This is a genomic window from Sporosarcina sp. BI001-red (genome assembly GCF_003384035.1).
In the GTDB taxonomy this organism is placed as follows: Bacteria; Bacillota; Bacilli; order Bacillales_A; family Planococcaceae; genus Sporosarcina.
The window spans coordinates 17,139-38,657 of record NZ_QQAK01000001.1 but is presented as its reverse complement, the minus strand read 5'-3'; the positions used below and the strand labels follow the sequence as shown (position 1 = coordinate 38,657).

Genomic DNA, 21,519 nt, shown 5'->3' with positions numbered 1-21,519 from the left:
AACTTCAGTACGTCACTTCGATATCTCCATCTGGATAAATTGTATAACCCTTCAGAGTCATACCCGATCCTAGGTTATTGGCGTCATGCTCTTCTCTTTTTACATACTCTCTTACCTCTACATATAAAAGACCGCCCATTTTATTCAACCACGTTGTTGTATTGTAGTTGAAATTAACGATGTAATGCACTTCGCTGTCTTTCATGTATAATTCAGCATAAGAGAGAGCATACTCCTCGATATCTAAATTTTCCGCCATTTTTAGAATACGCCAATTTCCTGTTTTATCATTTCTCACTTCGCTTGGCTTAGATTTTGTAACCTTTTTGAAATCTTTATCACTTTTGCCTACGATTTTATCATGCTCTTTCAAATCATCCCAAGTAGTGTCTTCTTTAGCCTTCGCTTCTGCTTCTGCTTCTGCTTCTGCTTCTGCTTCTTCTTCTGCTTTTGCTTTATTTGTAGCCTTTGCTTCCTCTTTTTTCTTTGCTATCGCTTCTGCATTGGCTTTCTTGTCAGCTTCAGCTTTTTCTGCTTTTTCTCTTTCTAGAGCTTCTTTCTCATCTTTCTTCACTGCTAAGTCTTCTGCAGTTGGCTCATCTTTTTTCTCTTCTTTACTGACAGGTGTTTTCTCTCCTTCAGAGGCACTTTCTGTGTCTGTTTCTACAGATGTCGCAATAATGATTAAGGAAACAACAAATACCACAAAACTACTTGCGATGCCTATTAGCCTTTTCTTTGTTTTTCCATCTTTTTTAATTAAAGACATGACTGTTAAGATTACAAATATAACACTAGCAATGAGTGCGACAAGAAATAAAAGTCCACCAAACACTATCATACAAATCCCTGCTTTCTGTAAATTTTTTATGAAAAAATATAGGATTTATTACAAAAAGACCTATACTTGGATACTATCAAAAAGGCATGGAAATATGTGTCTATTTTTTACATTCAACAAAAGCGAGGTTTTATTGTGTTACCAATTCGAGGTACCTGTGCAATAATCTTTCGTGTTTATTTAAATATTCATGTTTGTTTTGCACACACCTAATCTTGAATTCATTTCTGTCGATACATCATAGCTCGTACACCTTATAACGATTCAATAATGCTTTTATCTTTACTATATCCTTCTGTTATAAAAGTCATTTTAGCCGCTTTCGCAATAGTTCTAGTACTTACAGCATCAAAGCTACCGCCTATTACGCAACCTAAAACTGGTACCATCTTCCCTAAGTTTATAACGCCTTTTTGATCGAATTTAGTAACCAACCGAAAACCAACCTTTTGATTAATTTTCACTAAAACTTTTCCTGTAATTCTTTTTACTTGAGCTTCTCCGACTTTTAAACCTATTTTTACTCCAGTGGATTTCACTACTTCTGCAGCACTTTGCCCCGTTAAGCAAGCATAGACAAAAGTTTGAACTTAATCATCTTTCAAATCACACTAATCGGTACCTCACTAATCGGTACCTGGACCACATACAATTCAGACACTATTCAGAATCATATGTGGTCCAGGTACGTTATTTCGGCGGTATATGCAGAATCTTATGTGTTTGTTTCGCGCATAGTCACAGGTTTTGATTAATAAGATTTTTTCAAGTTCCGCAACTTACTCTTCTATATAATTATCAATATCATTTATAAACAATCTCAATAAATCACCTTTTTTAATATTTGAGTTTTTATGCCCAGTATCTTTTCTAATAGCAATTAATAGCTTTTCCAGTTCAAACATTGAATTATTACTAGCTCCATCACTGACTTCTGATAAAGCACTCCTCCTATAACTTGACCATTGAGCAATAACTTCATCAGAACCCCACACCAAAATTTGTCTTGTAAAAGTGCTAAAGAATTGTGTCATTTCTTGTTCTGTTATTTTTTTCTTTTTATTCTCTTGATCCAAAATTTTGAAAATGAATTCTATAAATTCATTGTAGGCAGGTATTTTTTTGTCTCGCATCTCTTTCTCTATTAATAACTTGCGCTCATAATATTTTGCCGAAATAATTGAAATAAAAGTTACTAGAAAAGTAGTTATAGCGGTTACAATTGCTGCAAGTACTCCATCATTCAAGTTGGAAAAAAGACTCCAAATCCGATTAAAGATATACCACACTAAACCTATGAATCCTACAATAATAAATATAGATAATAAAAACTGAATTATCTTATTTGAAATCCCCATTTTTTACCTCGCTTCAATATTACTAGTGTTGCCTCAATTAAAGTTAGTCGGTACCCACTAATCGGTACCTGGATCATATACAATTTGGTGTCTATTCAGAATATTGCGTGGTCCAGGTACGTTATTTCCTGTCGAGATCTCTCTCCAGACCAAATTATAAATACTTTCATTTCCTTGTCCCCCTTTCGCATTGGGTTGCCTGTACACTGCACAACTTAAACATTATTCAGAACTGTTCTGGATTTGTGTCGTGCATAGCCAAGTTTTTTTAATTAAAGAAGCCAGCACATCATCCAGCAGATTCATCAAAGTAATGTACTGGTTTCGATTTCACGAATCTTCGAAGGATCGCATGTGTTTTTCAATAGTAGATGTTAGCCAATCAAGTTTAAGATATATACTTTCTTCACCGTCATGATTTCTGTTTAAGTCCTTCTTTTGAGTGCTAAATATCTCAAGTATTTTTGTTTCGGCACTTTTAAATGTTTGCAATAACATAAAATTAATATAATGTACATCATTATCATAATTATCTTTTTGTTTTAAAGTAAAAGGGTTTGAATAATTCATAGTATCTTGAATCAGAACTTTAAATTCAAATTTTTCTTGATTGCTCCAATTAGTTGGTTGTGCTTGTCCATTCATAATATCAGTATCAATTACAATTCTCGGATACTCAGCAACCTTACTTTCAAGAAAGTATGCTCTGTTAAATGCTGGCCCAAAACATAAGTTTTCTTTATGGTACATATCTCCATATGCAATTCCACCCCTGAATAAAATACCCTCTTGTAAAAATCTAGCTTGTAGTAGAGAGATGTTTGAAATTAATGAAACAAGTGATTGAGCATTAATATACGGGGAACTAATAATAATGTTGTCTGAAAACTGAGTGTATTCAATTTTACTTGGATTTACATAATGCTTATCATTTGCCTCCACAGATAGCGGAAAAGAACCTCGAAGTTTTCTCGTAAAAATTTCATGAGATTCTTGAAATTCTTTATCTCTGTGAAGTTCCCTTTCCAAGACTTTTAAAATGCGTCTGATTTTTTGCAACTTAATCTGATTTGAAGAACTTTCTGATACTAAATTACTAAAACCCAAAATATCGATAAAAAGTACTAATCTTTTTTCATATTGCAACTCTGGCAAATCATCAAATTCTGTAGATGTGATCATCTTGTATTTCCTCCTTTTGTGTTCCTTCCTTCTAAATTGCGAAGTGATAGCTATTTTCAACAATGGTTGAGATATCTATAAACAGATATGAAATTTCCAATTTAATTACACTTTATTCATATCATACCACTTTCTAAAAATTGACACAATACGTATGAATTCTACAACAATTTTAAAACGAATCATTTTAAAAATAGAATAGACCCAACCTGTAATTCAGCAGATTGGGTCTTCTAATTATTAATAAAACTTCTAGCTTTCTCCTACCGCAACTCATCCCCATAAGGCACAATCTCATCTTGCAACATCTTTAACCACTCACGTTTCATCTGCGGCCCATATTTCAATGGCTTCGCTGTTGGATGGATTTCTTTATACTTGTCGAATCGTTTACTATCCAGAATACCGCTGATGTTTGGGATATCATCGGATCCCGGGACATATTGAATAGCCGATAAATGCAGCTGGTCTTCGTTGACGAACCACGTGTTCGATAAGTTTTCGATGGCTGCATTGGAAGCCTCTTTGAAGTACTTCCGTTTGATGGCCATGATGTCTTCGTCAGGTTCGACTAATCTCGTATCGATTTCGTTCAGCATATTGTGGTAGATGTTTTTAACGGCTTCTGGTTTGTTCATCTTCTGCAGCGCTCGCTCAATTTCTTCGCGCGTGTCCTTATTATTCGGTGTATATGCTTCTAACAACTGGTCAATGTACGCGGAATCGATGTCATAGAGTTTCGCTGTGTTATCGCCATAAAATTCGATTTCCGAGAAGTCCTCAATCGGATCTGCTGGGTCAGCTGGGTCAGATTCATTTATAAGTGAACCTTTCACTGTATTATAAATTCCTACGTACTCTTCCAGTGTTTTTACTTGTTCTTGCAATACTTCCGATTTCTCCATGTCATCATTGTAGTCATCGTACGTGACAAGTGCTTCGAACGCATTGTTTAACTCCTGGAACGCTTTCACAAATTCCACACGATGTTCCAATGGGGAGTGTTCGTCCACATTTGCAATATCCGGTACAGAAGTATTGAATTCTTGATGTGCTGTGTCAAAGCGTTTTTTTGACTTCTCATAAGACGGATAAACAAGCATCGTTTCTTCCTGTGCTTGTGAGTATAACTTCGTCGCTTCTTCTACGTTTTTCTGCATAGTCGCAGGTTTACGATACGTGACGATCAATCCTTTAGTCTTATCTGGATATGTCCGATTCGTTCGGGAAAAGGCTTGTATTAGATTCGCATAACTAAGGTTCCGATCGACAAACAACGTTTGAACTGTCGGTGCGTCAAAGCCAGTCAATAAACGATCGACGACAATGACTAAATCGACTTGCTTACCGACTTTTTTAAACTCCGCTCGTTTTCGTGCGAGTCGATTGTTAATGTCCCCGTTGTAACGGTCAATGTCTTCCAACGACCAGGCAGTTCCATAATAGGCATTGTAGTCGTTGATGATTGCTTTCATTTCCTCTTGGGAATCGTTGGCATTCTCTTCGTTTTCTGAAAGGGAATACGTAATCGCAATTCGTGGAAAATCAGGATCATCCATCGTCCGTCCTTTACGCAGTGGATGAGCAGCAAATTCCGTTGCCATCCATTCTGGAGTTGCCGTCATCTTTTTAATGGCGTGATAATAGCGCTTCGCCATATTAATGGAGCTCGTTGTCAAAATAGCTGATTTCGTCGGACGCCCATTTTTAAAATCAAACTTTGTATACGCATTGTCTGGTTTCAATAGTTTATGAAGGACCTCTTGAATATGATCATCTGTCTCAAACGTCGTGGTCTCCAGAAACTCTTCTTTTTTAATCGGATCCATTTCGTCAATAAATTTGGCCAATTCATCACTCGACAGATTCGCATACTTCTCTTTTTGACGCAGCTGGTCATAGATATTTTCATATAGCGAGTCTCCGTCAATCGTATCTTCATGCTCGACTTGGAATCCTAATACCGCACCGTCTTCCAATGCATTTTTAATGGTATACGTATGCAGTACTTCTCCGTATTGGTCATGAGTCGTGCGCGCAAGACTACCTTGAGCTTGTTTTTTATTCTCTTCAAATATCGGTGTTCCTGTGAAACCGAACCATGTGGAATTCGGGAAGAATTCTTGAATCGACTTCATGCCTTCAGCGCTTAACGCACGGTGACATTCATCTACGACGAAAACGATGTGCTCACCGATCAGCTTTTTAAATCGGTTCGTCCCTCGCTCTTCTTCTACTCGCTTCGCATGTTTCAATGCAGATTCAAGCTTTTGACGCGTCGTGACTATGACCGCATTTGAGTTTGCACTCGATAGCAATGTTTCACTGAGCTCTCTTGAACTTCCCGTACCGACTATTAAGCTGTTCGATCTTGCTGTACCGGATGAAATTCCGGTATTGTATTCTGACGCAAACTTCGTGAATTCACTCGTTGTCTGATTGTCCAAGTCTTTCCGGTCGATAAGCATGACTGTACGATCGACACCCGGTTTTCGAGCAAGCAATTTGGTCGACACAAAACTCGTCAGCGTCTTACCAGAACCAGTCGCATGCCAGACATACCCCGATTCGTGCTTCATGGCAGAAGCAAATAACGCTTCAATCGCATGGATTTGGTATGGATGTAAGACCATCAACACTTTATTGTCCTGATCTTCACTCACGATCGTATAGTTCGCTATGAGACGATGTGCATCGGGAATGTTGAGTACTTGTTTACAAAAGTCATACAAGTTGTCTACTTTTTCATTGTCGGGTGTGCGCCAGCTGAAAATGAATTTCCGATGAAGATTTTTCGGCATTGCATTTGCGAAGTAACGCGTCGTTTGTTCATTCGAGATAACAAACAACTGAAGCGTCGCAAAGATGTTGTTACGGAATACGCCCTCTTCGGCATACTTTTTGATTTGATTAAACGCTTGATAAACGCCATCTTTCGCAGTCACTTGTTTTAACTCAATCTGCACAATCGGCAGTCCATTGATTAACAACGTGACATCGAATCGACGGTCACGTCCCGTATCGTCTATTTTCTGTTTCGCAATCTGATTTACCACTTCATAGGTTGAGATGCCGCCACCAATATCCTGATTCGAATACAACACGAGTGATAGGGAACCAAGCGACACGTCTTCTCGTTCAATCGTAATCCGCGCAATTCCATTTTCACCTTTCAGCCATTTAGCTGCTTCAAACGGTGTCTTCGTCACTAGCATCAATTCCGTTTGAATCGTTTCAAATTCATGGTCCGTAAGCGGCACTTCTCCAATTTCAGATAAATTATTTTGCGTAATAATCTTTCTCAAGTTGTTCCACAAATCTTCTTCCGACTTCAAATCCGGCCTGTAATTCCACTGATTATGACCTTCGCCTAACACTTCAATCAGGCGGCGTTCCACTTCGGCTTCATCGTTATACTGAAGTTTTGACATCCGTACTCCTCCTTTCCAGCTACTCAGACAAACATCTTTTGCAAAAATGCTTGTTTTGTTTGTTTCAATGCTTCAAGTTCTTGTTCATGGAGAGAGATTGTGTCGTCTAGTTGTTTGAAGAAATTGCCGATTTGGGTTTGTTCTTCGAATCCTGGAAAGCTACCATCTAAATTCTCAAACTGCTTTCTTGATATATAAAATATGATTGAACCTGCAGATTCTCTTTTTAATTTTTTGGTGATGCTAGCCGACTTGAAAAAAGCATATAAAAACTCTATATTGTTATTTGTATTTGGTACTAAACCTATGAAAGTTTGATTAGTTATTAAATCGTTATTCACTATAGCCACGATTCCAAATGTAGCGCTTGCCGAAACAATTAAAGATCCTTTAGGTATAATCCTCAATTTCATTAAGTCGATGGTTTCTTTAGAAACATATTGGCCACTTTTAGTGCCATTAATATATCTGCCCTCAATATCTTCAATTCTCGTCCATGGTATATCACCAGAAAATTCTTTTGGTTTATCTCTCATTGGTACAATAAATTCTTTGAAAACTTGGTCCAGTGTCCGATTTTCCCACTCTCCACTAAACTTCGGAAACCGAACTTCCGGAACTGTCTCGCCTTCCTTCGGAAACATCTTTTGCAAGAACCCTTGTTTTGTTTGTTTGAGGGTAGTTAGTTCTTGTTGGTGGAGAGTGATAATTTTATCAAGTGTTTTAAAAAACTCTCCTACCTTTTTTTGCTCTTTTTCAGTAGGAAGAAAAATAATGTAGGGTTCAATATGTTTATTATTGATTTGTGGCAATGTAGATGTATCAGCAATTTTATATAATCCAGTTTTTGATATAAATGTATAAAGAAACTCTCCATTTATACTTAATGGTTCTAGAGCCATCATATTTGTATCCATGTAGGCATCCAAGCCTAGAATTCTAATCTTATTTGTCATTATGGCAGCACCTCTTTTCGGAAAGATAGTGCTACCTTTTTTCATTTTCATAAATCGTTGAGTATCTTCGACTTTCATACGAGAATTCATTTGTTCACGTGATGAATAATTTAAATCATCGACTTTTATAAATAAAGAGCCCTTTTTATTATGAGTTTCATTAAAGTTCGATGGAGACCAACCTGATTTTATTGATACTAAATCCCCTAACTTTTCTACTTTCCATTCCTTATCAAATCCTGAAAAACTAACTTCCGGAATTTTTTTATTCCCCACGATTAAACACCTCTAATGCACCTTTAATCCATTCTTCATTCTCTTCACCATACTCCAATGAAGAAATCATCTTATATAGATTTTTCTCTAATTCAGCTTTCTCTTTACGAATATCTTTAATACTTGCCCCAACCGCCGCCATATCAACAGGCTTTTCTTCTTCAAACGTGTCGACATAACGTGGGATGTTCAAGTTGAATTCATTCTCTTTAATTTCTTCAAAACTCGCAACGTGCGAATACTTCTCAACATCTTCTCGCTTTTCATACGTTTCAACGATTTTATCGAGATTCTCCAACGATAATTTGTTTTGGTTTTTACCTTTTGTGAACTCACTACTTGCGTCGATGAATAATACATCACGTGTTGTTCGGTTTTTCTTCAAGATGATCACTGTCGTAGGAATCGACGTCCCGAAGAATAGATTCGATGGCATGCCAATGACTGCGTCAATGCTGCCGTCTTCTAGTAGTTTCTTTCGAATAATTCCTTCCGCAGCGCCGCGGAATAACACACCGTGTGGTAATACGATTGCCATCGTTCCCGAGTCTTTTAAGTGATACAGACCGTGTAATAGAAAAGCAAAGTCTGCTTTTGACTTTGGTGCTAGGCGGCCATATCGGTTGAACCTTGAATCGTCTAAGAACGTATCATCGGATGACCACTTCGCTGAATACGGCGGATTCATTAATACGGAATCAAATGTATACGGCTCGTCTGTCGGCCAGTCTTTATTCAATGTATCGCCGTTGCTAAGACGGATGTCTTCGTTATCAACGCCATGTAGAATCAGGTTCATCTTCGCTAAGTTGAACGTTGTCGTGTTCAGCTCTTGTCCGTGATACTTCACGTTTTCAGGATGATTGAGATAATTCCGGATGTTCAACATAAGTGAGCCCGACCCCATCGTTGGGTCATAAACACTGAACAACTGTTTGTCTTCTTGCCCCATTGCGGCAATACGCGCCATCATGACAGATACTTCGTGTGGGGTATAGAATTCCCCCGCCTTTTTTCCAGCTTCAGATGCGAATTGGCTAATGAGGTATTCATATGCATCACCAATCACGTCCCCGCCATGACCTAATAGATTAATCGGATTCAGTTTTTTAATGACCTCTGAAATCGTAATGTTGCGCTGCTGGGGATCAGAACCTAGCTTTTTCGATGTCAAATCGACGTCATCGAACAGTCCTGAGAATTGTAGGTATCTTGTTGATAGATCCGTAAACGCTTTTGTTAATTCATTTAACTGAAATGTGTTTTGCTTTGCCTGCTCCGTTAAATAACTGAACAAATATTCCGGCTGAATGTCATACCCCACTGTGTCGACTAATGTCTCTATCAAGTCGCTCTTCACATCATCATCCGCCAACAACTCGGTATACAGTTGTGTCTGTTTTTCTGCAGTATCGAATTCTTCTATTGATTCATCTGCTAGCTCCACAACTTTTACAAGCAGCAGGTCGGATAGATATTTATAGAAAATCAAACCTAATAAATAATTTTTGTATTCGGATGCATCCATTTTGCTGCGCAGATTATCTGCCGCACTAAATAATCTTGAGTTTAACTCGGACATAATGTGTTCCTCACTTTTCTGTATGTAATTGTTCTTTGGTAGAATTCATCTTACGATTGCTTCATTTCCTCGTTCCTGTAAAAAAGATGGTTCTACCTCTGATTGTATCATATCTGTACCATGTCGCTATATCAGAAAACCAACTAGACCCCTCCTGAATAGGAAGGAGCTAGTTAAGGCACTTATGCAATAATTTTTCATGGTTGAATCTCACATTGATCAGAATAATTTTTGCTATTCAAAAGATTTCAAGCCAACAACAAAGCATCCAAATCCAACACCCGAATTTCCCGCTGCGTCTCTTGCTCAATCCACCCTGCCTCCTCAAACTCCGTCAACTTACGGCTCACCGTTTCAGGTGTCGTTCCGAGATGCGAAGCCAAGTCTTTACGTGTCATAGGTAGTGTGATCAATTGACTTCGTTGTTCTTCGGTTTGGTCTGCCAGATACATCGCAATTCGCATTTCAACGGTCTCCATTGCGATACTGGCCGATTGCTGTTCGGATTTTAACAGTCGTAAAGAAAACTCGGTTAACATCTTCAGTGAGATGGGTGGGTATTTCAATAAAAACTGTTGGAGGGTTTCGCGATTCATGGCACATATTTCTATTGGCTCTAAGGCTTCTGCGTATGCATCGTTCACGGATTCGCTGAAGAGCGACAGTTCCCCTGTGAAGTCTCCTGGACCGAGTATGCGAACCAATTGTTCTTTTCCTGTTTCCGATAATCGATAGATTTTGAGTCGTCCTTTGTGCACGATTTGCAGTCCGATAGAAGGTTCACCTGCGTGATAGATGGCTTCTCCTTTTGCATACGCGACGGAGTTGGTCGTTTTTACAATTTCATTCATTTCCTCTGCAGTTAAATGGTTGAAAATCGGTACAGTCGCGATACAGGAATGACGCATCTCCTCGTTACTTGCCGCTTCATGTCCGCAGGAATTGTGTTCAGTCATTGGAATTCTCCCTTCACTCCGGTTGTAGTACTCTATTCGGTATATTTCGCTTCCTTTCCTTCTTCGTATACCGCATTAAGCGAACTGCGTTGAGGATGACGAGCAATACACTCACTTCGTGGATGAGCATGCCTGAAGCAAGAAAAACTTTTCCGAAAAGGACACCCGCAAGTAGGATGAATACCGTTGTAACTGCGAAATATGTGTTTTGCTTCATATTTAGGATGGTTGCTTTTGCTAATGCATGGGCGTGAGAGAACTGGTCGAGTCGGTCTGCCATAAGGACAACATCGGCCGTTTCCATCGAGATGTCGGTTCCGCCTTCCCCCATGGCGAGTCCAATGTCTGCTGTCGCGATTGCGGGTGCATCGTTAATGCCGTCTCCCGCCATCGCGACGATGTGGCCAGCTGCTTTTAACTGCTTGATCCACGCTACTTTGTCTTCCGGTAATAGCTCTGAGTGAATGTGATCAAGTCCGAGCTGTTTGCCGACCAATTCGGCTGTATGCCGATTGTCACCCGTTAACATAATCACTTGTTTGACACCATTGTCTCTCAACTCTTGTATCGCTTCTTTTGCTTCCGGACGAATCTGATCTGCAATGGAGATGATACCTTGCACGACTCCGTCAATGGCTGCGAAGATGGCTGTACTGCCAGCTTTTTCTCGTTGAACTGCGTACGCTTCGATGGATTCTTCTATGACAATGTCTCTAGCCGCCATTAGTTTACGATTGCCGACTGTGAGGATTTTGTTTTCAATTGTCACGCGCACACCATTGCCTTCGATGATTTCAGCGTCGTTAGGTTGATTGATTAACGTGATTCCTCGCTTTTGAGCTTCTTTCACGATCGTTTGACCTAGATGATGTTCGGAAATCATTTCGGCTTCAGCGACAAGACGCAGTAATTTGTTTTCATCGCCTTCGACAGTGTAGATATCCATCACTTCAGGACGTCCTTTTGTAAGTGTTCCTGTTTTATCGAACACAACGGTGTCGACTTTTGCTAGATTTTCCATGATTTCGCCGCCTTTGACGAGCACACCGTGTCGAGCTCCATTTCCAATGCCTGCGACGATGGATACGGGAGCAGAGATGACGAGTGCACCTGGACACGCGACGACTAAGAATGTCAGTGTCATTTCAATATTTCGTGTAAAAATGTAGACAAGTATAGATAATATGACGATCGCTGGAGTGTACACTGTTGCAAAACGATCGAGGAACTTTTGTGTTTTCGATTTCGTTTCTTGTGCTTCTTCTACAAGTTCTATGATTTGTGCGAAAGTTGTGTCGTCACCTACGCGGTCAGCGATCACTTCGATGAATCCGTTATCGACGATACTCCCACTAAAGACGCGGTCATCTATTGCTTTTCGAGCGGGTACTGATTCCCCAGTAATCGCTGATTCGTTGACTGTTGCGTTTCCTGTGACGATGACGCCATCCGTTGCGACTTTTTCTCCAGAGCGGATGATCACGCGGTCTCCTTCTATGACGTCTTCAATTGAAATCGTCATTGTTTCGCCTTCCCGGATGACCGTTGCTTCAAGTGGTGCCATGTCAATGAGTGATTTGAGTGACGAGCGAGTTTTTTCGAGTGTCCGAACTTCAAGAAAAGCCCCGAACAAGAAGAGAAATGTAACCGCAGCGGACTCAACATATTCTCCGATGAATAAGGCACCGATGACTGCGATGGTTACGAGCAGTTCAATGCTGAACGCTTTCATTCGAAGTGCTTGACTTGCTTTCCATGCGATAGGTGTCCCTGCAATGACAGTCGCTGTAATCAGCGTCCATTTCTGACTTTCTGCCAAGCCTGAAAAATGGAGCCCAATTGCGAGGAGCAGTAGTATCGCTGTTACAGCTGTGATTTGATACGTTCTTTTTGCATTCATGACGGGTCCTCCTTTCCTGAGTGGTCGTTCAAGATACTTTTTGTGTAAGTACTGGATAGCCTAGCTTTGAAATCGTTTGTTGGATTTCATCCGCTGTGACTTTGTCTTCATCGAACTGAGTACGCACTTTACTCGAGTTAAACAGGACTTTCACTTCTTGAATCCCTTCCATTTTTCCTAACGCGCTTTCAATCTTCTTAATACACGACGGGCAGCTAAGTGGTTCTAATGTAAATACACCTTTTTTCATAATCTTCATCCTCCTATGAGTTGGTTACTTATCTTCTACCTGTAGTATAAGAGGGTTTCTGATTTGAAACCTTGACGCTCCTCAAGATTCTGATATTCACATGTTTTTATGATTGGTCTACTATCCAACGAGGTGATGGCACCCGTTGGATAGTCAGTTACAGCTTATTTTAGATTTTCATACCCTGCCTCACTCTTTATAAAAAAGCCTGATCAAAACGATTATGTTTGTTTCACTCACCAGCATTCCACAATAAAAAAACTACAATCACCAGATTATCTCCGGTAATTGTAGCCTCTTTTATTCCTATTATCCTTAAGATTTTACAGTAGCAGCTTTACTTTCCTTATACTCTTTAGCATACTCCGCTGCAGCTGTGAACAATACGTCCGTCGAAGAGTTCAATGCAGTTTCACAAGAGTCTTGAACAACCCCGATGATAAAGCCTACACCTACGACTTGCATCGCAATCTCATTTGGTACACCAAACAAACTACATGCCAGTGGAATCAATAGAAGTGATCCACCCGCTACACCTGACGCACCTGCTGCAGAAACGGCTGCTATAACAGAAAGCAGAATGGCAGTCATGAAGTCCACATGAATATCAAGCGTGTGGACTGCTGCAAGTGTAAGCACAGATATTGTAACGGCTGCGCCCGCCATATTAATCGTGGCTCCTAAAGGAATGGATACGGCATACGTATCTTCATCCAAGCCAAGTTCTTCACATAATTTCATATTCACAGGGATGTTTGCAGCCGAACTGCGTGTGAAGAATGCCGTGATACCGCTTTCTTTTAACACTTTGAACACTAGTGGATACGGGTTTCTGCGTATATAGACATATACGATCAACGGATTCACAACAAGTGCAATGAACAGCATACATCCAACTAGTATTACTACTAACTTTCCGTAAACGAGTAAAGAAGAAAGGCCAGTTGTTACAATCGCATCAAATACAAGTCCCATAATACCAATCGGTGCTAGACTGATGACCCACTGTACCACTTTAGTGATCGCATCTGAAAAACTGCCTAACATGTCTTTCGTGTTTTGATTCGCACTTTTTAACGCAAGACCCAGAACAACTGCCCACATTAAAATGCCTAGATAGTTCGCATTTAGTAATGCGTCGACTGGATTGGATACCATATTAAAGAGGACTGTTTGAAGAACCTCGACAATGCCTTCTGGAGGTGTAAGTCCTTCTGCGCCTTTAGTCAACGTTAGTGTGACTGGGAATATAAAACTTACCGCAACAGCGACAACCCCTGCTAGAAGTGTACCAATTGCATAAAGAGCAAGAACCGTTTTCATATTCGTTTTCGTACCGCGCTTATGCGCAGCAAGTGCATACATGACTAAAAATAATACTAGAACGGGTGCTACAGCTTTTAAAGCACCGACAAATAATGAACCGAAAATATTAATCCAACTTGCATTAGGAACCGTAAGAGCTAAAATAACACCAAGAATAATACCAACAATAATTCTTTTTACTAGACTGATTTGATTCCATTTAGTAAATAGATTCTTCATCATTTTCCCCCCCAAACCTTTTTTAAAAACCCCAGTAATAGAATCGTGCAATCGTCCCTATCCACTAAGTAAACATATGCAATTTTTTCATCAAAGTTGACTGAGAATTAATTTTAGCACATAGGTTTATAATTGAACAATAGTTTTTTAATATCAGAATATTTCCGAGCCAACTCGCAATTCCCTCTCTATTAATTGAAAGTGTTGAAATAATTATATGCTGAAATAGCTGAAATTACTATTTAATTTTTAGTAATCTCAGCTTTTCCATTTCATAAATCCAAATGCTAACCTTTCCATTTCAGAAAAGTCACTAACTTTTCTTGAGTTGTATCGTACACAGAGAAAGCATTCTATCTCACTTTCACTGATCTTCACTCCTCAACACTAGTTCATCGTTCTGTGTTAGCGGCCAAGCACTGCGCACCGTAATTCTAGCCCACTTTTTCTTTGATGTTAAAGCCAATCCCCCACTCCTGTATCGCTTTCTCAACTACCTGTGATTTAAGCAGCACTGCGGCAACTTCTACTTTCACTCGGTTTTCGTTGGCCGACATCGCCCTATATAAAAAGGTGAAATGTACCTACGTCGCGAATTTTCGTGTTGATATAAACATTGATGATTGTTTAGCACACAGGTACGCCTAACTCTACCAAACAAAAAAGAAAGAGCTTTTTTGTTTGACGAGTGCTACCATTAAAGCGAAGGTTAATGCACAATTCAGAATTCCCTTTGCAAAGTAATATCAATTCCCTATTATTTTTACTTATCTTGGAACTCTACACTCAACTGGGCAGGTGAAGGACATGAATTACATACAATTGAAACAGGAACTCCAAAGAATCTCTAGTGACGCATCTGGAGCCGTCTCGCTTTATGCAAGTACTCCTGACGGGCCGATTGCAATATGTCCGGATGAGGTGCAGCGGTCAGCAAGCATCTTGAAAGTTCCGATTGCCATGGCTTGTCTCGCAGCAGCGGATCGAGGTGAAATCGATTTGGATGCACAACTGAAGATCGAGGAGCCAGTTGGCGGATCAGGTGTTTTGGCGTATATGACCGACATGGACCACATGACGTTGCGCAATGCACTGACACTATCCATCATTGTCTCAGACAATACAGCAGCCAACCTCGTTATCGAATACGTCGGTCTTGAGCGCATCCAAGCGTTTTTCAGACAAGTTGGTGCCGAACACTCACTAGTAAGCCGGAAATTCATGGACTATGATGCTTTGGCAAAAGGGTTGGAAAATGTCGCTACGGCGAGAGATATGGTTCGCTTCCTAGCATGCTTGGATCCAGCGAGCGAATTTCTATCGCTGACAAGCAAACAGCAACTGAAAACGATAATGCGCGACCAACAGCTGATCGATAAGCTCCCTGCGTATCAGCCAATTTTCGACGAAACATTGATCATCGGCAACAAAACCGGCACCCTTCCCGGCGTTGAGCACGACATCGCATATTTTGAAAAGGGCAACAGACGCGTTGATATCGCCGTTTTGACGTCCAACTGGGACTATAACCATGACGGTCAGAAGACAATTGCTCAGATCGGCAAAGCGATCATTGAGTATCTATAAGAAGAAGTGAAAATACTTGTAAAGCAAAAAAACCACAATTACCAAATCGCGGTAGTTGTGGATTTTGCTTTACTATTAAAGATTTCACAGTAGACGCTTAACCACCCTTACTTTCCTTATACTCTTTAGCATAGTAGTCCGCAATCTATGAATTCAGTGCAGTTTCACAAAAGTCTTGAACCATACCAATGATTAAACCTATACCAACGACTTGCCTGGCACATTCATTCGGTACTCCTAGCAAACTACATGCGAGTGGTATTAATAGATAGCATGGAAGTTGATAAGTTCTATATAAGTTGTATTTACTATGTGTTTTTTTGTAATTCTAGCCTTCAAGCTTCACAAAACAAATAGTCGCACCATGAATTTCAATTTGCATCTAAGTTTTGCCGTGCGCAGGAATGCTTTCTAATCCTCTTTCACCGATCTTCAATCTCTATCATACGCTCATCGTTAAGTGTCAGTATCCAAACACTGCGCGTTGCTTCATACCTCACTTTTTCTATGACGATAAAATCGCGTGTATTCTGCTGAATCGCTTTTGCAACAGCTTGTGATTCGGAAAGCACTGCATTTACCGGATGGTAATCAGGAAGAATTTCAACGAATTTCGCTGCACCTTGCGCGGGATATGACTCAGCAATTCCGCCAGTTGCTTCGACTCTCACACGCCGGCCGACTGTGAGCTGATTAGCTTCAGGGAAAGAATAGTCCGTCGCACCTTCCGTACCTCCCGCAACAAAAAAACTGCCGTCTGAAGTCTCCAATACAAATCCACCTTCTTCTGCAGGAGTCTTAGTTTCGTTCTCTTTCGGTTTGATAATTGCGGACTGTCCTGGCTCTGCAACCATTCTGCCATCCTGTTTGAAATTCAACGCATAATCAGGAAACTGTTTTTCCAGTTTTTTCTGCTGTCCGGTTTTCAAAAAATCGTGACCTATTTCGATGACTCCTGTAATTATGTCTGTGGATACCGTATAAGAACCCCGTCCGTCCATCAATCCATCCACCGCTTTCGCTACTTTGTCTTGCTGAACATGTAATTCAACCTGCGTATGCGGACTGAGGAAAATATAGATAGGTTCTGATAAGATCTCTCCCCTTCTCCTTTCTGCTGCAAGATATCGAGAACCTGTTGCAACCGCTCATCAGGAGCCTTCAAACCGATCCAAACTCCTGACTGCGTAGCACCATTCTGCTGATTTTCGAAGAAGAGCACACCCTCTTTGTCAAATCCGTCATCACCACCGTACACTTTTTGGACCGCTTCTATTGCAGCTGGCCCTTCAATCGCTTGAACAGTCATATCCTCTTCCAATTCCTTAGAAGGGTCCCCGAAAAAACCTTCTGTGTATTCCATACTCGTCAGTTGCTCTTGAGATGCCAATTCCCGCTGCGGCGACTCTTCAACAGTTTGCTTTAGTTCTGCAATAATATCACGGTCGCTTACGTTTTTGATTGCACCCCAGTTATCCTGTTCGGCAGAACTGTCGTCTGCTCTCCCGTCTGTCCCCTCTGTCCCGCATCCGCCTATCAATAATAGAACAGATAAAATAGCTATGAAAACCATCTTTTTCATAGTTCAGCCCCCTCTGATAAGTTAGACGGAGAAACAGGTGGTTTGTTACAGGTATCGGCGACCAAGCGATTTAGTTTTACTTTTTACAGATCGTCGTCAAATCAAGCGTCCTCCTACTTGGAAGATTACAACTTATTATCATCGGAGCAGGCGACAGTGACGGTTACTGAAAAGACCGGGGCGAAGGGTTTATTCACTATTCCCTCCTATTATGTGAGGATTGAATTGCCTAACGGCGAGGATTCCGAATACCTCAATCGGATTTCAAAGAAGCAAATGTTGGAACTTGAGAGGGGCGATTCACTTTCCGGTTACTCGGAAGGTCGGTCTAATTTTTCAACGATCTATGATATTGTCGCAGACAGTATCTTCTATCTGGCCAGTATTCTCATACTCGGGTTTATGGCGTTCTGCTGCCTCATCGCATCGGTTCTTTCCATACTAGCACTCGATAGGTTGGAGTAAAAAACATCTTCCAAGCGATACGTGAAACGGGAAAGGAACAAAGTAAAGAAACTCAAGAAAGAAAAACAAAAAGAGGCAGGCTGGGGGATTGCCGGCGTTACCGTTCTGTTCTTCCTTTTGTTTACTGTACGTTTTCTCATCAACCTCGTGCGGAAAGTGAGTCCTTTCGGAAAGACGGAAACCGAAGCACTGATCTTCGACAACTATTCGGATACCACCTACCATAAATTTGAAGAATCCACCTACGAGTTCACTGTTGCCTTTGAAGATAAGAATGGCAACAACATTTCCGTATTTAATTCCGAAAGGGCCTAGTGGAGTTATACAACATCACAAATCTTTGCATGAAAGACAATCAAGAAATAACGAAAAATAGAGTAATCCATCCAACTCAGTTTACCTTTTAATTATAGGGGGAATAATTCTCTGAAGTGAGGGATGACGCTATGTACACGTACATAAAAGTTTTTAGTATCATTATTCTTATCAGTATAATTTCTTTTAGCATTCACCCTGCTTATGCGGCGGAGACATCAGGTACGATCAGCGTAGTTTCTTTTGACGGGTTAGGTTATATGGACGCACAGCGCTATATGAATAAAGGAATTATGCGTAATTTGCAGGAGTTTCAACAAGAAGCAGCCTACGCTACTAATTTCATCACCGTCATGCCTTCATTAACTGCCCCGTCACATGCAGCGATGGCAACAGGTGCTGGACCGGCTAATACTGGCATCGTCAGCAATGAATTTCATAATCCAAGAAAAAAAGTAAAAGACGATCAAAGTGGATTTTCACAGACGCTTGGTGTGACGCCGATTTGGAAAGAAGCGAAAGATCAAGGAAAAGTCACTGCGACTGTGGCTTTTCCAGACTCTAATCCAGACAATTCTTCTGCTGCTACATATGCGGTCTATTCAGGAGGAACGTTAGCGGAATCCAAGCTGCACAATTTGAAGTTTTCAACTGTAGAAGATGAACGAGTCCATCAGCTGGATGCGGGGTCGATAGGTGTTGAAGTGGCCGTTATCACATTGGACATTAAAGACTATCCCACTCAGCAGCTATTCCTACTGAGAACAGATGAAAAAGAGCCGAAACTCTATATTTCTACGAATCCAAAGGAAATAGGAGGAGAGCTTTTGGTAAACGACTGGAACGCCATCAAATTGGATTTACCGCCTTTTGACAGCGCAGGATTTTATGTAAAGCTGAAAGGAGATATCGCAAATAAGGACGAACTTCAATTATTCCAAGGCACTGTGATGGCTGGAATTTACCGTGGCCCAGATAATTTCGCGGAACAAATAGAATCGAAATTCGGATTTTATCCAGCTGCTGATGAATTAGGTGCATTTACTGCTGGAACGATTACAAGAGAAGAATATGAACAGGCTGGAGAACGGTTTACTAAGTATGTGACAGATGTCAGTTTATACATCAAAGATACCTATCAACCCGACCTGCTGTTTTACTATTACCCTATTGTGGATAACGAACTGCATCAATTTTTATTGAGAGAACCTGAACAGCCTGGCTATATTTTGGAAACTGTACAAGAGAAAGAGAAGTACGTGAGTTGGGCATTCAGACAAGCGGATCAAGCAATTGGAAGAATCAAAAATAATCTGAACACTGACGATCATTTGCTACTCATCTCTGACCACGGATTGGAGCCGATCCATACACGATTATCTCCAAATGAGGAACTCGAGAAAGCAGGTCTCCTAGTGAAAGATAAGCATGGTACGATCGATTCGTCCAAAACAAAAGCTTACGCCGAAGCGAGCGGAACGATTGCTCATGTTTATGTAAACTTAAAAGGTCGAGAGACAAAAGGAATTGTTGAGCCTTCAGAATTCCAACAGGTGAAACAAGAAATTGTATCGGTTTTCACAAATCGTACAGTATTCACGCCTCTTTCTCAAGACCCACGGAAAGTAGCACATCCAGTTTTACAATGGTTGACCGGAAATGGTGTTACATCCTATAAACCTTATCCATATCCCAAGGTGACGTTGTTTTCAACTTATAATTCAAAAGAAGTTACACCTTACGAAAAAATCTGGACAGATGATGATGAAGAATATTCATCTATAATTAATGGAAATAGCGGAGATGTCTTCTTGTCTGCCGCTCCAGGATTTTTAATGGGAAAAGAAGCGAAAATTGCTGCTGAACCAGCACAGGAATTGGGGAGTCATGGCGGAAATCCAGAGCGTCCAAGATTACGACCTATTTTGTATGCATCAGGACCTGATATTTCACCTGGTGAGTTGAGCGGTAGAATTACAATGACCGATATTGCACCCAGTCTATATGAGTTATTAGGTTTACAAGCCCCTGATTTTGTAGAGGGACAACCAATTTGGAATACAAAATAGATTTAATTATTATTGAGTGCCTGTGTAGGAAACTTTCTTGTTTGTTTAAACATTCAAGACTGGATCTTACACAGGTACTTTTTTACAATCTCTTTTCCATTCTCCAAAAAGAATCTTCCCAACCAACCTGGACATATCCAACCCGTTCATATAATCGTACAGCCGGATTTCTTGGATCTACGCTTAAAAAAAGGTTCCGATACCCGTTGTCTTTAGCTTCTGTTTCGAGCGCATGCATCAACGCATTTCCAACCCCATTACCTCGAAACTCTTTACAAATGGCAATTCCAATCTCGGGTGTTTCCTCAAATAGACGAAGCCAAATGGCACCAATCGATTGATCATCTATCTCGGCAATCAATCCAATATCACCGCATCGCTCTCCCCATCCATCTATAAACTTTGAGACAGATGGCTCATCTAAAATAGATATCGGGAAAGGTTCTTGTCCTTCTGGAACATACGCTGACTCGTACAGCATGTCACGCAAGAAAGGTATATCAGCTGTTTCAATTTTTCTCATTTCGAAAATCATATGCTCCATCACCTGTCCATTATTTGAATGTCTACCCGCCTACTACTTGAAATGCATTATAAATGTAGAACGAATTCGACACCTGTCGGCTCCTCCCGAAAGTGGTCCCTATACTCTGTAAACACGAGGTCCATTCCGGAAAAATCGTCTGGTAATGGTGGAGAAACAATATAATTGTAGTGGTAATACCCTGTCGAGCCCCCTCCGCTTTCCATTCGGCAATCGTACGGTTCTCCTACTGACAATTCAAAGTTATTATGATCCAGTTCGTGTGGAAGATCATTTGTACCATCCCAATCGATATTGAGGTTCACAACGCTAGCATTCTCAAACTGCCGAATAAAAGTAACGGAATATAATTGTTCATCTAGTTCAACTGATTGCAGAACAGGCAAATGCTTTCTAAACCCAAACGGCTCCACACGAGGTTTAAATAAGTTCTCCATTTTCAACGTCCCGAATAAAGAGCTTAAATAATCTTCATAGAAATCGTACTTTGCAGCCAAGTAAGATATAATCTCATCCGACGGAAGAGCAGGTTGTTTAACAGACCGTTCCTTACGTTGTTTTAATAACGCACAAATCTGTTCATCAATAGGGTACAAATGTTCTTCATAATAGTTCGTTGGTCGTTCAAAAGGCATTTTTTTCATTCGTATAACCTCCTCTAATTTTCATTTGCATTAGGA

General features: G+C 40.4%; 18 protein-coding genes. 3 read left to right on the top strand and 15 right to left on the bottom strand.

What is annotated here, in order from left to right; translation table 11 throughout:
• Positions 1–4: 4 nt before the first annotated feature.
• The 11 genes from DVB69_RS00185 to sstT all read right to left on the bottom strand — a co-directional run bounded on the left by DVB69_RS00185 (position 5) and on the right by sstT (position 14,277).
• A complete protein-coding gene (locus tag DVB69_RS00185; protein WP_116015384.1) occupies positions 5–841 on the bottom strand; it encodes a cell envelope integrity TolA family protein in 837 nt (278 codons plus the stop codon).
• 254 nt (positions 842–1,095) lie between these two features.
• Entirely contained in the window at positions 1,096–1,380 is a 285-nt protein-coding gene (locus DVB69_RS00180; protein ID WP_116015382.1) for a hypothetical protein, read from the bottom strand.
• Positions 1,381–1,620: 240 nt separating this feature from the next.
• A complete protein-coding gene (locus DVB69_RS00175) occupies positions 1,621–2,199 on the bottom strand; it encodes a hypothetical protein (protein WP_116015380.1) in 579 nt (192 codons plus the stop codon).
• A gap of 330 nt (positions 2,200–2,529) precedes the next feature.
• Positions 2,530–3,381: a hypothetical protein gene (locus DVB69_RS00170; protein ID WP_116015378.1), complete on the bottom strand. Its 852-nt coding sequence runs from the start codon at positions 3,379–3,381 to the stop codon at positions 2,530–2,532.
• 263 nt (positions 3,382–3,644) lie between these two features.
• A complete protein-coding gene (locus DVB69_RS00165; protein WP_116015376.1) occupies positions 3,645–6,812 on the bottom strand; it encodes a type I restriction endonuclease subunit R in 3,168 nt (1,055 codons plus the stop codon).
• Between the two features lie 23 nt (positions 6,813–6,835).
• Complete coding sequence (locus DVB69_RS00160; RefSeq protein WP_116015374.1) at positions 6,836–8,044, bottom strand: restriction endonuclease subunit S; 1,209 nt, start codon at positions 8,042–8,044, stop codon at positions 6,836–6,838.
• On the bottom strand, positions 8,034–9,626 hold the full coding sequence (locus tag DVB69_RS00155) for a type I restriction-modification system subunit M (protein WP_116015372.1): 1,593 nt from the start codon (positions 9,624–9,626) through the stop codon (positions 8,034–8,036). The genes DVB69_RS00160 and DVB69_RS00155 overlap by 11 nt, the downstream gene beginning before the upstream one ends.
• 248 nt (positions 9,627–9,874) lie before the next feature.
• Positions 9,875–10,582, bottom strand: a complete 708-nt coding sequence (locus DVB69_RS00150) for a Crp/Fnr family transcriptional regulator (RefSeq protein ID WP_116015370.1) — start codon at positions 10,580–10,582, stop codon at positions 9,875–9,877.
• Between the two features lie 13 nt (positions 10,583–10,595).
• A complete protein-coding gene (locus tag DVB69_RS00145; protein ID WP_116015368.1) occupies positions 10,596–12,482 on the bottom strand; it encodes a heavy metal translocating P-type ATPase in 1,887 nt (628 codons plus the stop codon).
• A gap of 28 nt (positions 12,483–12,510) precedes the next feature.
• Positions 12,511–12,732 carry a heavy-metal-associated domain-containing protein gene (locus DVB69_RS00140; protein ID WP_116015366.1) on the bottom strand — a complete coding sequence of 74 codons (222 nt, stop codon included), beginning with the start codon at positions 12,730–12,732 and terminating at the stop codon, positions 12,511–12,513.
• A 315-nt stretch (positions 12,733–13,047) separates the two neighbouring features.
• Complete coding sequence (gene sstT / locus DVB69_RS00135; protein ID WP_116015364.1) at positions 13,048–14,277, bottom strand: serine/threonine transporter SstT; 1,230 nt, start codon at positions 14,275–14,277, stop codon at positions 13,048–13,050.
• Between the two features lie 807 nt (positions 14,278–15,084).
• Between sstT and DVB69_RS00130 the strand changes: the two genes are divergently transcribed.
• Positions 15,085–15,864: a serine hydrolase gene (locus DVB69_RS00130; RefSeq protein WP_116015362.1), complete on the top strand. Its 780-nt coding sequence runs from the start codon at positions 15,085–15,087 to the stop codon at positions 15,862–15,864.
• Positions 15,865–16,286: 422 nt separating this feature from the next.
• On the opposite strand, the gene DVB69_RS00120 is transcribed toward DVB69_RS00130, so the two are convergent.
• Both DVB69_RS00120 and DVB69_RS00115 read right to left on the bottom strand, forming a co-directional pair.
• On the bottom strand, positions 16,287–16,865 hold the full coding sequence (locus tag DVB69_RS00120) for a DUF3221 domain-containing protein (protein ID WP_116015360.1): 579 nt from the start codon (positions 16,863–16,865) through the stop codon (positions 16,287–16,289).
• Between the two features lie 20 nt (positions 16,866–16,885).
• Positions 16,886–17,446 (bottom strand): hypothetical protein, encoded by a 561-nt coding sequence (locus tag DVB69_RS00115; RefSeq protein ID WP_116015358.1) that lies wholly within the window; start codon positions 17,444–17,446, stop codon positions 16,886–16,888.
• Positions 17,447–17,602: 156 nt separating this feature from the next.
• Here DVB69_RS00115 and DVB69_RS00110 point away from each other — a divergent pair, with 156 nt between their 5' ends.
• The gene (locus DVB69_RS00110) at positions 17,603–17,911 is read left to right on the top strand and encodes a hypothetical protein (protein WP_116015356.1); all 309 of its coding nucleotides are present in this window, start codon (positions 17,603–17,605) and stop codon (positions 17,909–17,911) included.
• A 431-nt stretch (positions 17,912–18,342) separates the two neighbouring features.
• Positions 18,343–20,295 carry an alkaline phosphatase family protein gene (locus DVB69_RS00100; protein ID WP_158540997.1) on the top strand — a complete coding sequence of 651 codons (1,953 nt, stop codon included), beginning with the start codon at positions 18,343–18,345 and terminating at the stop codon, positions 20,293–20,295.
• Positions 20,296–20,377: 82 nt separating this feature from the next.
• Here DVB69_RS00100 and DVB69_RS00095 read toward each other — a convergent pair whose 3' ends face one another.
• Positions 20,378–20,830 (bottom strand): GNAT family N-acetyltransferase, encoded by a 453-nt coding sequence (locus DVB69_RS00095; RefSeq protein WP_116015350.1) that lies wholly within the window; start codon positions 20,828–20,830, stop codon positions 20,378–20,380.
• A 56-nt stretch (positions 20,831–20,886) separates the two neighbouring features.
• The gene (locus DVB69_RS00090; RefSeq protein WP_116015348.1) at positions 20,887–21,483 is read right to left on the bottom strand and encodes a hypothetical protein; all 597 of its coding nucleotides are present in this window, start codon (positions 21,481–21,483) and stop codon (positions 20,887–20,889) included.
• Positions 21,484–21,519: the final 36 nt, after the last annotated feature.

Excerpts from the sequence above, each read along its gene's own strand:
- DVB69_RS00185 (WP_116015384.1), bottom strand. The coding sequence starts at position 841 with ATGATAGTGTTTGGTGGACTTTTATTTCTTGTCGCACTCATTGCTAGT.
- DVB69_RS00175 (WP_116015380.1), bottom strand. The coding sequence starts at position 2,199 with ATGGGGATTTCAAATAAGATAATTCAGTTTTTATTATCTATATTTATT.
- DVB69_RS00170 (WP_116015378.1), bottom strand. The coding sequence starts at position 3,381 with ATGATCACATCTACAGAATTTGATGATTTGCCAGAGTTGCAATATGAA.
- DVB69_RS00165 (WP_116015376.1), bottom strand. The coding sequence starts at position 6,812 with ATGTCAAAACTTCAGTATAACGATGAAGCCGAAGTGGAACGCCGCCTG.
- DVB69_RS00155 (WP_116015372.1), bottom strand. The coding sequence starts at position 9,626 with ATGTCCGAGTTAAACTCAAGATTATTTAGTGCGGCAGATAATCTGCGC.
- DVB69_RS00150 (WP_116015370.1), bottom strand. The coding sequence starts at position 10,582 with ATGACTGAACACAATTCCTGCGGACATGAAGCGGCAAGTAACGAGGAG.
- DVB69_RS00145 (WP_116015368.1), bottom strand. The coding sequence starts at position 12,482 with ATGAATGCAAAAAGAACGTATCAAATCACAGCTGTAACAGCGATACTA.
- DVB69_RS00140 (WP_116015366.1), bottom strand. The coding sequence starts at position 12,732 with ATGAAAAAAGGTGTATTTACATTAGAACCACTTAGCTGCCCGTCGTGT.
- sstT (WP_116015364.1), bottom strand. The coding sequence starts at position 14,277 with ATGAAGAATCTATTTACTAAATGGAATCAAATCAGTCTAGTAAAAAGA.
- DVB69_RS00130 (WP_116015362.1), top strand. The coding sequence starts at position 15,085 with ATGAATTACATACAATTGAAACAGGAACTCCAAAGAATCTCTAGTGAC.
- DVB69_RS00120 (WP_116015360.1), bottom strand. The coding sequence starts at position 16,865 with ATGGACGGACGGGGTTCTTATACGGTATCCACAGACATAATTACAGGA.
- DVB69_RS00115 (WP_116015358.1), bottom strand. The coding sequence starts at position 17,446 with ATGAAAAAGATGGTTTTCATAGCTATTTTATCTGTTCTATTATTGATA.
- DVB69_RS00095 (WP_116015350.1), bottom strand. The coding sequence starts at position 20,830 with ATGATTTTCGAAATGAGAAAAATTGAAACAGCTGATATACCTTTCTTG.
- DVB69_RS00090 (WP_116015348.1), bottom strand. The coding sequence starts at position 21,483 with ATGAAAAAAATGCCTTTTGAACGACCAACGAACTATTATGAAGAACAT.